Here is a 13,807-nt window from a genome sequence, read left to right as displayed (position 1 = left end):
GTGGACCCGAGCGTGCTGGTCTTGATGGCTGGCAGGTGTTCGGGAGTGGCTGAAGGAAATGAAACTTAACCCCTGGTGACTAGAAGCATCGGGGGGCGCGCTGTTGGGTATCTGAGGAAGCAATCCCTTGTGGGTTGGTTTCCCAGTGCCACCTCCAGTAACTCCCACGCCACGGGCCCGTTGTTTCGGGTTGGTGGTTGTGGTGTGAGGTAGGGGAGTTTGTGGTGGGTGTTTTGACTTGTGAATAGTGTGCGCGAGCATCTTATTATCTGTAGTGGCCAAGTGATAGTGGCACACGGTGGATGCCTTGGCATCAGGCGCCGATGAAGGACGTGGGAGGCCACGATAGGCCGCGGGGAGCTGTCAACCGAGCTTTGATCCGCGGGTGTCCGAATGGGGAAACCTAGCCCGAGTTGTGTCGGGTTGCCGCTACCTGAATGTATAGGGTAGTTGGTGGTGACGCGGGGAAGTGAAACATCTCAGTACCCGTAGGAAGAGTAAACAACAGTGATTCTCCTAGTAGTGGTGAGCGAACGGGGAAGAGGCTAAACCGTATGCGTGTGATAGACGGCAGTCGTTGCGTGTGCGGGGTTGTGGGGTGCATCTTTCCAGGTCTGTCGGCCTGGAGCGCTGATGGTTCTTCTAGCTGAATCCGTTGGGAAGCGGTACCGGAGTGGGTGAGAGTCCCGTAGGTGAAGGAAGAGTCTAGGTGTTGGTGTGTTCCCGAGTAGCGCGGAGCCCGAGAAATTCCGTGTGAATCTGGCAGGACCACCTGCTAAGCCAAAATACGTCCTGATGACCGATAGTGCACTAGTACCGTGAGGGAAAGGTGAAAAGTGCCCCGGTGAGGGGTCGTGAAATAGTACCTGAAACCGTGTGCTGTCAAGCCGTCAGAGCTGGGGCTTGTTCCTGGTGATGGCGTGCCTTTTGAAGAATGAGCCTGCGAGTCATGGTGTGTGGCAAGGTTAACCCGGGTGGGGTAGCCGTAGGGAAACCGAGTCTGAATAGGGCGGTTGAGTCGCATGCTGTGGACCCGAAGCGGAGTGATCTACCCATGTCCAGGGTGAAGCGGGGGTAAGACCTCGTGGAGGCCCGAACCCACCAGAGTTGAAAATCTGGGGGATGAGGTGTGGGTAGGGGTGAAAGGCCAATCAAACTCCGTGATAGCTGGTTCTCCCCGAAATGCATTTAGGTGCAGCGTCACGTGTTTCTTGCTGGAGGTAGAGCTACTGTTTGGCTGATGGGCCCGACAAGGTTACTGACGTCAGACAAACTCCGAATGCCGGTGAAGTGAAGCGTGGCAGTGAGACTGCGGGGGATAAGCTTCGTAGTCGAGAGGGAAACAGCCCAGATCATCAGCTAAGGCCCCTAAGCGTGTGCTAAGTGGGAAAGGTTGTGGAGTTGCCCAGACAACCAGGAGGTTGGCTTAGAAGCAGCCATCCTTTAAAGAGTGCGTAATAGCTCACTGGTCAAGTGGTTCTGCGCCGATAATGTAGCGGGGCTTAAGTACACCGCCGAAGCTGTGAAGTTCAGCCCCTTGAGGGCTGGGTTGGTAGGGGAGCGTCGTGCATCCAGTGAAGCTGCCGAGTGATCGTGTGGTGGAGGGTGTGCGAGTGAGAATGCAGGCATGAGTAGCGAAAGCAACGTGAGAAACGTTGCCGCCGATTGACTAAGGGTTCCTGGGGCAGGTTAATCCGCCCAGGGTGAGTCTGGACCTAAGGCGAGGCCGACAGGCGTAGTCGATGGATAACGGGTTGATATTCCCGTACCCGTGCACGAGCGTCCAATACTGAATCAGGTGATGCTAACCACGCTGGATCTTGCAAAATCCTTCGGGAGATTGTTTGTATCTGGTCTGGGACCCGAGCTTGTAGTAGGTAAGTGATGGGGTGACGCAGGAGGGTAGCTCTACCCGGCGGTGGTTGTCCGGGGGTAAGCGTGTAGGCCGGGGGGTAGGTAAATCCGCCTCTCATCAGGGCTGAGACGTGATGCCGAGCCGTTTTTGGTGAAGTGAGTGATCCCATGCTGTCGAGAAAAGCCTCTAGCGAGTTCGTGTGTGGCCAGTACCCTAAACCGACGCAGGTGGTCAGGTAGAGAATACCGAGGCGTTCGGGTGAACCATGGTTAAGGAACTCGGCAAATTGTCCCCGTAACTTTGGGAGAAGGGGAGCCCTGTCTGGTGACGGTCTTTACGGCCTGAGCTGGGTGGGGTCGCAGATAGCGGGGGGAAGCGACTGTTTATTAAAAACACAGGTCCGTGCGAAGTCGTAAGACGCTGTATACGGACTGACGCCTGCCCGGTGCTGGAACGTTAAGAGGACTGGTTAGTTGGGGTTCGCCCCGGCGAAGCTAGGAATCTAAGCGCCAGTAAACGGCGGTGGTAACTATAACCATCCTAAGGTAGCGAAATTCCTTGTCGGGTAAGTTCCGACCTGCACGAATGGCGTAACGACTTCCCCACTGTCTCAACCATGGGCCCGGTGAAATTGCACTACGAGTAAAGATGCTCGTTTCGCGCAGCAGGACGGAAAGACCCCGGGACCTTCACTATAGCTTGACATTGGTGTTTGGGATGGTTTGTGTAGGATAGGTGGGAGCCGGTGAAGTCGTCACGCTAGTGGCGGTGGAGGCGTTGGTGAAATACCACTCTGACTGTTTCGGGCATCTAACTTTGGACCGTGATCCGGTTCGGGGACAGTGTCTGGTGGGTAGTTTAACTGGGGCGGTTGCCTCCCAAAGAGTAACGGAGGCGCCCAAAGGTTCCCTCAGCCTGGTTGGTAATCAGGTGTTGAGTGTAAGTGCACAAGGGAGCTTGACTGTGAGACGGACGTGTCGAGCAGGAGCGAAAGCTGGGACTAGTGATCCGGCACCGGCGTGTGGAAGCGGTGTCGCTCAACGGCTAAAAGGTACCCCGGGGATAACAGGCTGATCTTCCCCAAGAGTCCATATCGACGGGATGGTTTGGCACCTCGATGTCGGCTCGTCGCATCCTGGGGCTGGAGTTGGTCCCAAGGGTTGGGCTGTTCGCCCATTAAAGCGGCACGCGAGCTGGGTTTAGAACGTCGTGAGACAGTTCGGTCCCTATCCGCTGTGCGCGTTGGAGACTTGAGAAGGGCTGTCCCTAGTACGAGAGGACCGGGACGGACGAACCTCTGGTGTGCCAGTTGTCCTGCCAAGGGCATGGCTGGTTGGCTACGTTCGGGAGAGATAACCGCTGAAAGCATCTAAGCGGGAAGCTTGCTTCGAGATGAGGTCTCCTGCCTCCTTGAGAGGGTAAGGCTCCCTGTAGACGACAGGGTTGATAGGCCGGGTGTGGAAGCCTTGTGAGGGGTGGAGCTGACCGGTACTAATAGGCCGAGGGCTTGTCCGCTGCAGATAATTGGATGTTCGCGCACACTGTATTCACACGAAGCTTGGCTGTCGTGACTCCCCTTTGGGGTTGAGTTGTGGTGGTTGTTGGTTTCCGTGGTGGTTGTAGCAGGAGGGTCACACTCGGTCTCATTCCGAACCCGGTCGTTAAGTCTCCTTGCGCTGATGGTACTGCCCTGTGGTGGGGTGGGAGAGTAGGTCGCTGCCACGGTTTTTCTTGAAGAAGGAGGGGGTTGCTGTTATGGCGGCCCCCTTCTTCTTGTTTTTTGTGGTGGTTTGTGAACATGTGAAAAGCGGGGGTGGGGGAGGGTGCTGTCCTGGGCTGGGTGGGTTCCCCGCCTGGCTGTGGTGGAGGGTTCTGCCCGGGTGGTGCCTTCAAACGGTTGGTGGTGGGGGTTCGGGACACCCCCCTGGGGTGGTCTGGGCCCGGTGTTCGTCCGGCTGGGCCCTGTGGGGGTTGGTGTGGGGCGTACTCGGAGGCCGCTACGCACCTCGCGGGACGTGTTTGATCTTGCTACGTCTGGGTCTGGAAAAGGGCGAGGCCCCTAGCTCGCCAACCCCCTGGACTACTGACGTGTTCTGGAGACACGTGTCCCCACCACTGGCGAAAACCCCCTGTGGCCGGGCGCCGCCCACCGCTCTTCGGCCAACTCCCACCACCAGGGGAGGACACACAAGGCGCACGTTCTGTGACCCCCCGGGGTTGAGGGGGTTTGCACCGCCCGCCTGACAACAGCGCATGGCGGGGGCCTGAACCCCTTGGGGGTGCTGTCGGCTGGAAGCGCACGTCCGACCCCCTGGGGTTGAGGGGGTCGGGGTAGTGGGGGCCTGGGTCCCCTGGGGTGCTGGCCAGGGGGAGGCTTCAGAAGCCGTAGTTGTACATCCAGCCGCCCGGGTAGACGGTACCGACGCCGTTCCGGTAGGCGTAGCCGCCGTAGGCCGCGCCCTCGACGAAGGTCCAGCCGCCCAGGGTCAGGCCGTTCAGCGCCACGTACCAGCCCGCGGCGTTCGGGTCGGTGTAACCGCGCAGGGCGAAGTGGATGTGGGCCCCGGTGCTGGAACCGCCGGCGCAGACGCTGTTGCCCTGGGTGCCGAGGTAGTGGCCGGTGCCGACGTTGTTACCCGGCAACCACTGGTAGTTCTCCAGGTGGTAGTAGTCCGTGGAGTACCCGTTGTCGTGGATGACCCGGGTCCAGCCGTCACACAGGGAGTAGGCGTAGCCGCCCCGGGCCGCACGGGCCTGGCCGTTGCCGCCGGCGAAGTCCACGGAGCTGTACGGGGGGCCGCCGCTGAAACCGTGGGGACCGCCGGTCATCACCATGGACGTGCCGATCGAGAACGGCAGACCGACGCCGGTGTAGGCCATGGCGGAGATCCGGTCGGGATCGGCGGACGCGGCGACGGTTTCGCGTTCCTCGGTGTCCAGGAGCGAGGAGTCGGCGAGGATCTCGGAGAACTCCTCGGTGCCCTCAAGGCCCACGGACCAGACGGCGCCGTCGAGTTCCGCGGCGAACAGCCAGGCGTAGGGGTCCTCGCCCTCGACCTCGGGGGCGGTGACGATGGCGACGCCGAAGGCCGCCTCGTCGGTGGCCTCCCTGATGTCGACCCGGACGTCGCGGTCCTGGGCCTCGAGGGTGGGGAGTTCGGTGGCGCGGATGTCGAGGACGTCCTCGATGACGGAGTCGGCCAGGGACTCCTCGGCGGGGACCGCGCCGAAGGCGGCCGGGAGGCCCTCGTCGATACCGAGGACCTCCACGTTGTCGGCGGCGCTGAGCGGCTGCGTCGGGGTCTGGGCGGCAGCGGGGGTGGCGGTGGCCGAGACGAGGAGTGCTGACGCGGCGGTCACCGCGAAGGGGAGGAATGACACACGTCGGGGGGAGGGGGCGGGAGGTGTCAACGCTTCTCCTGGGGGAGCGGGGATCTGAGCACAACCTTTGATTGTTGCTACCGCAGAGTAAGCACGTGGTCATTCCCCGACAAGGGGTGTAACCCGAAGTTCACGCACCCCGGCCCGCCCGCTCCAGGGTCAGCAGGTACTCCTTGCGCTCCAGCCCGCCCGCGTAGCCCGTCAGGCTTCCGTTGGCGCCGATGACCCGGTGGCAGGGGACGATGACGCTGATCGGGTTCCGGCCGTTGGCCGTGCCCACCGCGCGGGAGGCCGTCGGCTTGCCCAGTTCCCCGGCGAGCTGGCCGTAACCGGCGGTCTCCCCGTACGGGATGGTGGTCAGCGCCAGCCACACCCGAAGCTGCCAGGGGGTTCCGGCCGGGGCGAGGGGGAGGTCGAACTCCCGGAGCTCCCCGGCGAAGTACGCGGCCAGCTGCCGGGCCGCCTCGGTGAACGGTTTCGACTCGGCCACCCAGTCCTGGGGGACCGACCGTTCGACGCCGTCCCTGGGCGGGGTCAGCACCCCGCCCAGGGCCTCGCCGTCGCCGTACAGCAGCAGCTCACCCAGCGGGGAGTCCACCGTGGTGTAGCGGGTCGGCCCCGGCAGCGGTTCGCGGAACGGTGTCGCGGTGCGCCTCGGCGGGGCGGCTGGTTCCCGGGGCAGGCCCAGCGGAAGTTCGGTGTTCATCCTGATTCCTCTCGGTGCTGTTCTTCGTTGAGCGAGGCCCAGAGCAGGTGGGTGGCGTACGAACGCCACGGGCTCCAAGCCCTGGTCTCGCGGCTCGCCGCGGCCGTCCGGTCCAGGGCCTGGCGTACGCCGAGGTCGGTGGACAGGAACACGTCCGGGTCCCCGAGGCCGCGCATCCGCACGTATCCGGCGGTCCACGGGCCGATCCCGCGCAGTTCCACCAGGCGCCGCTCCGCCTCGTCGCGGTCGCAGCCCGGCCCCAGAACCACCCGTCCGGAGGCGATCGCCTCCGCCACAGCTACCAGGGCCCGGCCCCGGGCAACGGGGATGGACAGGTCGGAGGGGTCGGCGGCGGCCAGGGCCTCGGAGGTGGGGAACATATGGGTGAGCCCGCCGTCCGGCGTCCGAAGCCGCTCTCCGAACCGGGTCACCAGGCGCCCCGCCAGAGTACGCGCGGCCCGGACCGAGACCTGCTGACCCAGGACAGCCCGGACCGCCAGCTCCGCCGGGTCCACGTGCCCCGGGGCGCGCACCCCCGGATGCCGTCGCAGAACCGGGCCCAGTACGGGGTCCGGGCCGAGCACCTCCTCGACCGCCTGCGGGTCGGCGTCCAGGTCCAGCAGGCTCCGGCAGCGGCGCACGGCGCTGGACAGGTCGCGCGGCTCGGTCAGTCGCAGTCGGCACAGCACGTGTCCGGTACCCGGGGAGAGTTCGGCGACGGCCTGCCCGTGCGGCAACCGCAGCGTCCGCCGGTACACGCCGCCGGAGTACTCCTCCACCCCCGGGACGGCGCGGTCGCCGAGGAAGGACAGCATCCCGCCCAGGTCGATCCGACCCCGGTAGGGCAGCCGCAGCACGATCGAGCCCGGGACGGCGGGCGTGCCGCCGCCCCGGCCCGCCGCGGCCCGCATCTGGGACGGGGAGCGGTCGAACACCGCGCGCATGGTCTCGTTGAACTGCCGCACACTCGCGAACCCGGCCGCGAAGGCGGCGTCCGCCATCGGCATGTCCGTGGTCTCCACGAGGACGCGGGCGGTGTGTGCGCGTTCGGTCCGGGCCAGGGCCAGCGGCCCCGCGCCGACCTCGGCGCTGAGCAGCCGGTTCAGCTGGCGCTCGCTGTAGCCGAGGGCGTCGGCGAGCGTGCCCACGCCGCCCCGGTCGACGGCGCCGTCGCGGATGAGCCGGACGGCCCGGCCCACAACGTCGGCGCGCACGTTCCATTCGGGGGACCCGGGCACGGTGTCCGGGCGGCACCGCTTACAGGCGCGGAACCCTGACTCCTGCGCGGCGGCCGCGGTCCGGTAGAAGCGGACGTTCTCCCTGCGCGGGGTCACCGCCGGACAGCTGGGGCGGCAGTAGATGCCGGTGGTGCGCACGGCGGTGTAGAAGACCCCGTCGAAGCGGGCGTCCCTGCTGTGTACCGCGCGGTAGCGCTGTTCGTCGTCCATCACAACCACCATGTTCACCGACGGAGGCGCCTCGGTGCTGGCGGTTTTCGGACATGGCGGTCGAGGGGGTCAGTCCTGTGTCCGGTCCCCTCCCGGTTCCTCGCCCCCGCCGTGCTCCTCCAGGTACTGGATGTAGACGGGGCGGAGCGCCTCCTGCACCTCGGGGTCCTTCTCGGAGGAGAGCGCCTCGTAGAGGAATCCGGACGCCTGGGCGACACTGGCCTCGCTGGCGTCCATGTTGCCCGCGACGGCCTCCGCGGCGGGGATCAGGCCCAACAGCCGCCAGAAGAAACGTACGTCCCACCGTTGCCGTGCCAGCTCCACGGCGCGTTCGCGCAGGTCTTCGGTGCTGGTCTGCTCGAAACCGGTCACGTGGTCGTCCATGTCTGGGAAGATACCCGCACCCGCGCCCGGCATCCGCAAGTGACCTGAGTTACTCTTCACACGAGTTCATCATCTCCACTCCGGGTGTCCGGGAGGCCCTCACAAGGGGCGCCGGGTGCGTACGGGGGAACGTAGTGAGGGGTACGCCATGGCCGAGGCCGCAGCACGGGTCGTCGTCGCGAAGCCGGGACTGGACGGGCACGACCGGGGCGTGAAGATCGTCGCCCGGGTCCTGCGGGACGCGGGGGTGGAGGTCATCTACACCGGCCTGCGCCAGACGCCCGAGATGATCGTGGCGGCGGCTCTGCAGGAGGACGCGGACGCCATCGGGCTGTCGGTGCTCTCGGGCGCCCACATGACCATGTTCGGCCGGGTCATGGAGCTGCTGCGGGAGAACGACGCCACCGACATCCGGGTGTTCGGCGGGGGGATCATCCCCGACTCCGACATCGCGGCGCTGGAGGAGATGGGTGTCGCCAGGATCTTCACACCGGGGGCGCCCACCGCGGAGATCGCGGAGTGGGTGCGCGAGAACATCCGGCCCGCGCACGCGGCCTGAGGGCACCGTGACGTTCGTCGCACCCCGGTAGAAGTCCGATGCGGGGCGAAAGTGCCCGGGAACGGTGTTATCCGGGGTGTCACTGGTCACATAAATTCCCATGCGGGGGCCGTTCCGGTGCCGCATGAGCGGCTTTTGGGCCCTGACCCGCCGGAGCAACGCCGCCCCGGTGTCCGGCGGCCGGACCGCGGGCGACTAAGCTTTCGCATGTCGCGGGTGGCAACGCCGCGGCGATCTCGATCTTGAGTAGGCGGCTCAACCCCAGCGGGGTTTGCGTCGTGTGACACCTGTTCAGTACGTCACCGCCGATCCGGACACGCCACCCCGGTACACACTTGAGCCAGCGAGTTACAAGGACGGACCCTCGTGGACCTGTTCGAATACCAGGCGAAGCAACTCTTCGCAGAGTACGGGGTTCCCGTACCCCAGGGGAAGGTGGCGAGCACGGCCGCTGAGGCGCGTGCCATCGCTGATGAGTTCGCCGCCGCGGGCAAGCCCCGCGTCGTCGTGAAGGCCCAGGTCAAGACCGGTGGCCGCGGTAAGGCCGGCGGCGTCAAGGTCGCCGACGACCCCGAGGACGCCCAGGCCAAGGCCGAGCAGATCCTCGGCATGGACATCAAGGGCCACACGGTCCACCGTGTCCTGGTCGAGGAGGCGAGTGACATCGCCGAGGAGTACTACTTCTCCTTCCTGCTCGACCGCGCCAACCGCGACTTCCTCGCCATCTGCTCCAAAGAGGGCGGCGTGGAGATCGAGGAGGTCGCCGAGACCAACCCCGACGCCGTAGCGAAGATCTCGATCGACGCCCTCAAGGGCGCCCCGGCCGACGTCGCCGCGGAGATCGTCAAGGCGGGCAAGCTGCCCGAGGCCGCCGTCGCGGGTGCCACGGAGATCATCACCAAGCTCTGGGACGCCTTCGTCGGCAAGGACGCCACCCTCGCGGAGGTGAACCCGCTCATCCTGACCAAGGACGGCCGGGTCGTCGCCCTCGACGGCAAGGTGACCCTGGACGAGAACGCCGAGTTCCGCCAGGACCTGGAGAGCCTGACCTTCGCCGCGGAGGGTGACCCGCTCGAGGTCGCCGCCAAGGCCAAGGGCCTCAACTACGTCAAGCTCGACGGCGAGGTCGGCATCATCGGTAACGGTGCCGGTCTGGTCATGTCGACGCTGGACGTGGTCGCCTACGCCGGTGAGAACCACGGCGGGGTCAAGCCCGCCAACTTCCTCGACATCGGGGGCGGTGCCTCGGCCGAGGTCATGGCCAACGGCCTGGAGATCATCCTGGGCGACCCCGCCGTCAAGAGCGTGTTCGTCAACGTCTTCGGTGGCATCACCGCCTGCGACGCCGTGGCCAATGGCATCGTGCAGGCGCTGGAGCTGCTGGAGAAGCGCGGTGACGACGTCAGCAAGCCGCTGGTCGTCCGACTGGACGGCAACAACGCCGAGCTGGGCCGCCAGATCCTCGACGAGCGCGCCCACCCGGCCGTTCGACGGGTCGACACGATGGACGGCGCTGCCGCTCAGGCCGCCGAGCTCGCGGCGAAGTAGGGGACGAAAACACCATGGCTATCTTCCTGAACAAGGACAGCAAGGTGCTGGTCCAGGGCATGACCGGCTCTGAGGGCACCAAGCACACCCGTCGCATGCTCGCGTCGGGCACCAACATCGTCGGTGGCGTGAACCCGCGCAAGGCCGGCCAGAAGGTCGACTTCGACGGCACCGAGGTCCCGGTCTTCGGCTCGGTCGCCGACGGCATGGCCGCCACCGGCGCCGACGTCACCGTGATCTTCGTTCCGCCGAAGTTCTCCAAGGACGCCGTCATCGAGGCGATCGACGCCGAGATCGGTCTGGCCGTCGTGATCACCGAGGGCATCCCGGTCCACGACACCGCCGCCTTCTGGGCCTACGCCGGTTCCAAGGGCAACAAGACCCGGATCATCGGCCCGAACTGCCCCGGTCTGATCACCCCGGGCCAGTCCAACGCCGGCATCATCCCGGCCGACATCACCAAGCCCGGCCGTATCGGCCTGGTCTCGAAGTCGGGCACGCTCACCTACCAGATGATGTACGAGCTGCGCGACATCGGCTTCTCGTCCGCCGTCGGCATCGGTGGCGACCCGATCATCGGCACCACGCACATCGACGCCCTGGCGGCCTTCGAGGCCGACCCGGACACCGACGTGATCGTGATGATCGGTGAGATCGGCGGCGACGCCGAGGAGCGCGCGGCCGCGTTCATCAAGGAGAACGTGACCAAGCCGGTCGTCGGCTACGTCGCGGGCTTCACCGCCCCGGAGGGCAAGACCATGGGCCACGCCGGCGCCATCGTCTCCGGTTCCTCCGGCACGGCCGCCGCCAAGAAGGAGGCCCTCGAGGCCGCCGGCGTCAAGGTCGGCAAGACCCCGAGCGAGACCGCCAACCTGGCGCGCGAGCTCTTCTAGTCCCAGGGGCACCACGCCCCCGGGCTGTCGTTCGCGAACGGCTCCGCCCCGCCGCCGGACCACCGGTAGGCGGGGCGGAGCCGTTTCGTGTGTCGGCCGCCGTCCGGTCGCCCCGACGGACCGGCCGGGTCACTCCTCGGTCTCGGGGCGGTTCTCCGCGCGTCGGCGCAGACCCTGCACCGTGGCGACGGTGACGGCGGGGACCATGAACACCACCATGAAGATCGCCCAGCCGATCAGGGCGCCGGCGCTGCCGCTGGCGATCGCGGGGATCCCCCACAGGATGAAGAAGAACCCGCCGAGGAAAATCAGGCCGTTCATGTTGGGGCGGCGGCCTTCGCGTTTGGCTGGTGCGGACGACTCCGAGGCTCTCTCGGCGACCTCGCCCTCCCGCGGCCCGGGGACGGCGGGGGAGCCGGCGGCCGGAGCCGGGCCGACCGGTTCGGGTGCGGTGACGGCGCCGGGGACCAGTCTGCGCGGCAGGTCCTCGAAGAGCGGGACCAGACCGGCGTTGCTGACCGCCCGGAGCGCCGCGTCCGTCCGGCGCTCGTGCTCCTCGGTGTCCAGCCGTCCCTCCTCGAACGCCAACCGCAGGTTTCCGAGCGCCTCGTCGCGTTCGGCATCGGACAGACGGTAGCGGTGGTCGGGTTCGAGCTCTCCCATATGGTGTCCTTCGTGCGGGGGTGACCGGGCTCTCATCTTACGACGTATCGCGTTTGCCGCCGGTTCCGCACGGAGCCGGGGCACGGCCGATGCGGACACGACACGCGCGGCCGGGATACCACGGAGCATTCCGGTCCCTGGCAGCATAAGTCGGGTGAGTACGCCAGGAACTCCCCCTGCCAGAGGCCGCCCGTCCCGCAGCGGCGCCGCCCCCGCGTTCCAGGGTGCGCCCCGCCCGGTCTACTCCACCGGGGGGATCGCCGCCGCCTCGGCCGCGGGCATCGGGCTGGCGGTGATCGTCACCCTCACCATGATCGGTTGGGTCGCCGCCCCCCACGACACCTTCGGCGAGGACATCGCCGACCTGCTGCGCGGTGCCGTCTTGGCCTGGTTGGTGGGACACCACGTGTCCTTCTCGATCGCGGAGGGACAGATCAGCCTGCTTCCGCTGGGGCTGGTGCTGCTGCCGGGGCTGGTGCTGTACCGGTTCGGGCACTGGCTGGCCCGCAACTGTGAGATCGGGCGCCTGCGCCACGTCTACCGGGCGGCGCTGGCGATCGCCGGACCCTACGCGGCGATCGCCGGCACGCTCGCGCTGCTCGCGCGGACCGACGAGGTCGTTCCGAGCATGCCGCGCGCCCTCCTGATGGGGTTCGTGATCGCGTTCCTCGCCGGCGGGCTGGGGGTGCTCCGCCAGCTCATGCGGGAGAAGGGGGTGGCCGTCCACGACCTCCTCGACCTGATGCCCGCCCGCTCCCGGTCGCTCCTGGTGGGCATGCTCGTTTCGACGGGGGTCCTGTTGGCCGGGGGGCTGGTGCTGTTCCTGGTGGCGCTGGCGGTGAGTCTGCCCGAGGCGATCGGCGCCACGCACGTGCTCGCCCCCGGGGTGGTCGGCGGTGCGCTCCTGCTGATCGTCCAGTTGGCCTACCTGCCCAACGCGGTGGTCTTCGCGGTCTGTTACGCGCTCGGGCCCGGTTTCGCCATGGGCGGGGGGACGGAGGTCGCGCCGACCGGGGTGTCGGTGGGCGCGTTGCCCTCGCTGCCGATGCTCGCGGCGCTGCCCGAGAACGGGGCCGCCCCGGTGCTGTCCCTGGCCGCGCTGGCGGTGCCGTTCGCGGCGGGCGCGATCGGAGGAGTGCTGACCCAGCGCAGCGCACCGGACGTGGTCAGTGAGGCGGCGCCCCTGTGGGGTTTCGTGTGCGGTGTGACCACGGGGATGCTCTGCGCGGCGCTGGCCGGACTGGCGGGCGGGTCGCTGGGGGCCCAGCGGCTCACCGAGATGGGCCCCTCGGCCTGGCAGGTCGGCCTCGTGGCCGCCCTGGAGGTGGGTGTGGCCGCGGCGGTGGCGGCGTGGATCGCGAACTGGTGGTACACGCGCAAGCTGTCCCGGGAGGCCGTCACCCGGCGGGAGGAGGCCGGGGCGGAGCGTCCCGAACCCGCCCAGCCGGTGGTGGAGCTGCCCGAGGACGTGCCGGTGGGCAAGGGGTTGGCCACGGTCACGGCGCTGCGCCCCCGCGAGGAGGAGCCGGTCCAGCAGCGGCCACGGGAGCAGACCATCGTCGAGCGCAGGGCCGAGCTGAAGCGGGCACGGCGGGCCCGCAGACAGGACAGGGCCGCCGAGTGGCGGGCGCGCAGGGAGGCCCGCCGGGAGCTCCGGTCCCAGCGGCGCGCGGAGAAGCGGGCCGGGGGCGGCTGGTGGCGCCGCAGGGCCGACGAGGAGGCCGAGGAGGAGATGTACGGCATCACCTACGAGGCGGCGGCGCCGGAGGAGCCGGACCGGAACGGCTGAGGGGTCAGCGGGAACCGGCCGCCCGGTTACGGTGCTTGCGTGCCCGGCGCCGCTGCTTGGGGGTCATGCCCGGTGCCGGGGCGCGGGCGGGGAGCTGCCGGGGTTCGACGGAGCGGCGGCGCGTTCGGGGCAGGAGCGGCGCCACGAGGGCGGCCAGCCCGCCCGCGCCCAGCACCACCAGGAACACCCCGGTGAGTACGACGCCCTCGATGGTGTTCGTGCGCGAGTTCGCGAACTCCGTGTTCACCGCCGCGGCCGGGTCCCAGAGCAGCATCAGCCCGGTGCCGAGGAAACCCAGGGCCAGGGGCGCCACGCCCAGGGGCCACCACTTCAGCCACGCGGGCGGCGCCAGCAGGGCGAGTCCGAGCACGGCGCCCAGGAGCGCGGTCAGCGCCGCGAAGGCCGACTCCGGGACGTCCACGAAGGAGGAGGTCAGTTCCCGGTACGCCCCGAAGGACCCCGGGGGTACCAGGAGCAGGCAGGCCGCGCCGGCCCACCGGGAACCGCGTCCGCGCGGGTCGGCCCGGGGAGCGCGCTGTCTCGACATGGCGGGCAGTCTAGCCGCGCCCCGGGCGGAGGGC

The 13,807-nt window shown here is 67.6% G+C and carries 10 protein-coding genes and 2 rRNA genes; 6 read left to right on the top strand and 6 right to left on the bottom strand.

Features of this window, described 5'->3' with window-relative positions; all coding sequences use genetic code 11:
• Positions 1–275 precede the first annotated feature (275 nt).
• A 23S ribosomal RNA gene (locus tag AC0VYD_RS22265) occupies positions 276–3,371 on the top strand.
• Between the two features lie 93 nt (positions 3,372–3,464).
• Positions 3,465–3,580 (top strand): 5S ribosomal RNA (gene rrf, locus AC0VYD_RS22260).
• A gap of 651 nt (positions 3,581–4,231) precedes the next feature.
• Here the strand turns inward: rrf and AC0VYD_RS22255 are convergent.
• The 4 genes from AC0VYD_RS22255 to AC0VYD_RS22240 form a co-directional block, all read right to left on the bottom strand.
• Positions 4,232–5,266: a M23 family metallopeptidase gene (locus AC0VYD_RS22255; RefSeq protein WP_475477341.1), complete on the bottom strand. Its 1,035-nt coding sequence runs from the start codon at positions 5,264–5,266 to the stop codon at positions 4,232–4,234.
• A gap of 100 nt (positions 5,267–5,366) precedes the next feature.
• Positions 5,367–5,942, bottom strand: coding sequence for a methylated-DNA--[protein]-cysteine S-methyltransferase (locus AC0VYD_RS22250; RefSeq protein ID WP_475477340.1), 576 nt, complete (start codon positions 5,940–5,942; stop codon positions 5,367–5,369).
• Positions 5,939–7,390: an AlkA N-terminal domain-containing protein gene (locus AC0VYD_RS22245; RefSeq protein ID WP_475477339.1), complete on the bottom strand. Its 1,452-nt coding sequence runs from the start codon at positions 7,388–7,390 to the stop codon at positions 5,939–5,941. Before AC0VYD_RS22245 ends, AC0VYD_RS22250 begins: the two co-directional genes overlap by 4 nt.
• Before the next feature lie 69 nt (positions 7,391–7,459).
• A complete protein-coding gene (locus tag AC0VYD_RS22240) occupies positions 7,460–7,774 on the bottom strand; it encodes a hypothetical protein (protein WP_475477338.1) in 315 nt (104 codons plus the stop codon).
• A 148-nt stretch (positions 7,775–7,922) separates the two neighbouring features.
• Between AC0VYD_RS22240 and AC0VYD_RS22235 the strand changes: the two genes are divergently transcribed.
• The 3 genes from AC0VYD_RS22235 to sucD all read left to right on the top strand — a co-directional run bounded on the left by AC0VYD_RS22235 (position 7,923) and on the right by sucD (position 10,774).
• The gene (locus AC0VYD_RS22235; protein ID WP_191273784.1) at positions 7,923–8,333 is read left to right on the top strand and encodes a cobalamin B12-binding domain-containing protein; all 411 of its coding nucleotides are present in this window, start codon (positions 7,923–7,925) and stop codon (positions 8,331–8,333) included.
• Between the two features lie 366 nt (positions 8,334–8,699).
• Positions 8,700–9,881, top strand: a complete 1,182-nt coding sequence (sucC, locus tag AC0VYD_RS22230) for an ADP-forming succinate--CoA ligase subunit beta (protein WP_191273786.1) — start codon at positions 8,700–8,702, stop codon at positions 9,879–9,881.
• 14 nt (positions 9,882–9,895) lie between these two features.
• On the top strand, positions 9,896–10,774 hold the full coding sequence (gene sucD / locus AC0VYD_RS22225) for a succinate--CoA ligase subunit alpha (RefSeq protein ID WP_475477337.1): 879 nt from the start codon (positions 9,896–9,898) through the stop codon (positions 10,772–10,774).
• Positions 10,775–10,903: 129 nt separating this feature from the next.
• On the opposite strand, the gene AC0VYD_RS22220 is transcribed toward sucD, so the two are convergent.
• Positions 10,904–11,437, bottom strand: coding sequence for a DUF1707 domain-containing protein (locus AC0VYD_RS22220; RefSeq protein ID WP_475477336.1), 534 nt, complete (start codon positions 11,435–11,437; stop codon positions 10,904–10,906).
• A gap of 154 nt (positions 11,438–11,591) precedes the next feature.
• On the opposite strand from AC0VYD_RS22220, the gene AC0VYD_RS22215 reads away from it, so the two are divergent.
• On the top strand, positions 11,592–13,226 hold the full coding sequence (locus AC0VYD_RS22215) for a cell division protein PerM (protein WP_475477335.1): 1,635 nt from the start codon (positions 11,592–11,594) through the stop codon (positions 13,224–13,226).
• A gap of 4 nt (positions 13,227–13,230) precedes the next feature.
• Here the strand turns inward: AC0VYD_RS22215 and AC0VYD_RS22210 are convergent, their stop codons facing one another.
• Positions 13,231–13,773, bottom strand: a complete 543-nt coding sequence (locus AC0VYD_RS22210) for a hypothetical protein (RefSeq protein ID WP_475477334.1) — start codon at positions 13,771–13,773, stop codon at positions 13,231–13,233.
• Between the last annotated feature and the right edge of the window lie 34 nt (positions 13,774–13,807).

Source organism: Nocardiopsis sp. iso_40, from assembly GCF_056173285.1.
This window is presented reverse-complemented; position numbering and strand designations above follow the sequence as displayed.

Excerpts from the sequence above, each read along its gene's own strand:
- AC0VYD_RS22250 (WP_475477340.1), bottom strand. The coding sequence starts at position 5,942 with ATGAACACCGAACTTCCGCTGGGCCTGCCCCGGGAACCAGCCGCCCCG.
- AC0VYD_RS22245 (WP_475477339.1), bottom strand. The coding sequence starts at position 7,390 with ATGGACGACGAACAGCGCTACCGCGCGGTACACAGCAGGGACGCCCGC.
- AC0VYD_RS22240 (WP_475477338.1), bottom strand. The coding sequence starts at position 7,774 with ATGGACGACCACGTGACCGGTTTCGAGCAGACCAGCACCGAAGACCTG.
- AC0VYD_RS22235 (WP_191273784.1), top strand. The coding sequence starts at position 7,923 with ATGGCCGAGGCCGCAGCACGGGTCGTCGTCGCGAAGCCGGGACTGGAC.
- sucD (WP_475477337.1), top strand. The coding sequence starts at position 9,896 with ATGGCTATCTTCCTGAACAAGGACAGCAAGGTGCTGGTCCAGGGCATG.
- AC0VYD_RS22220 (WP_475477336.1), bottom strand. The coding sequence starts at position 11,437 with ATGGGAGAGCTCGAACCCGACCACCGCTACCGTCTGTCCGATGCCGAA.
- AC0VYD_RS22210 (WP_475477334.1), bottom strand. The coding sequence starts at position 13,773 with ATGTCGAGACAGCGCGCTCCCCGGGCCGACCCGCGCGGACGCGGTTCC.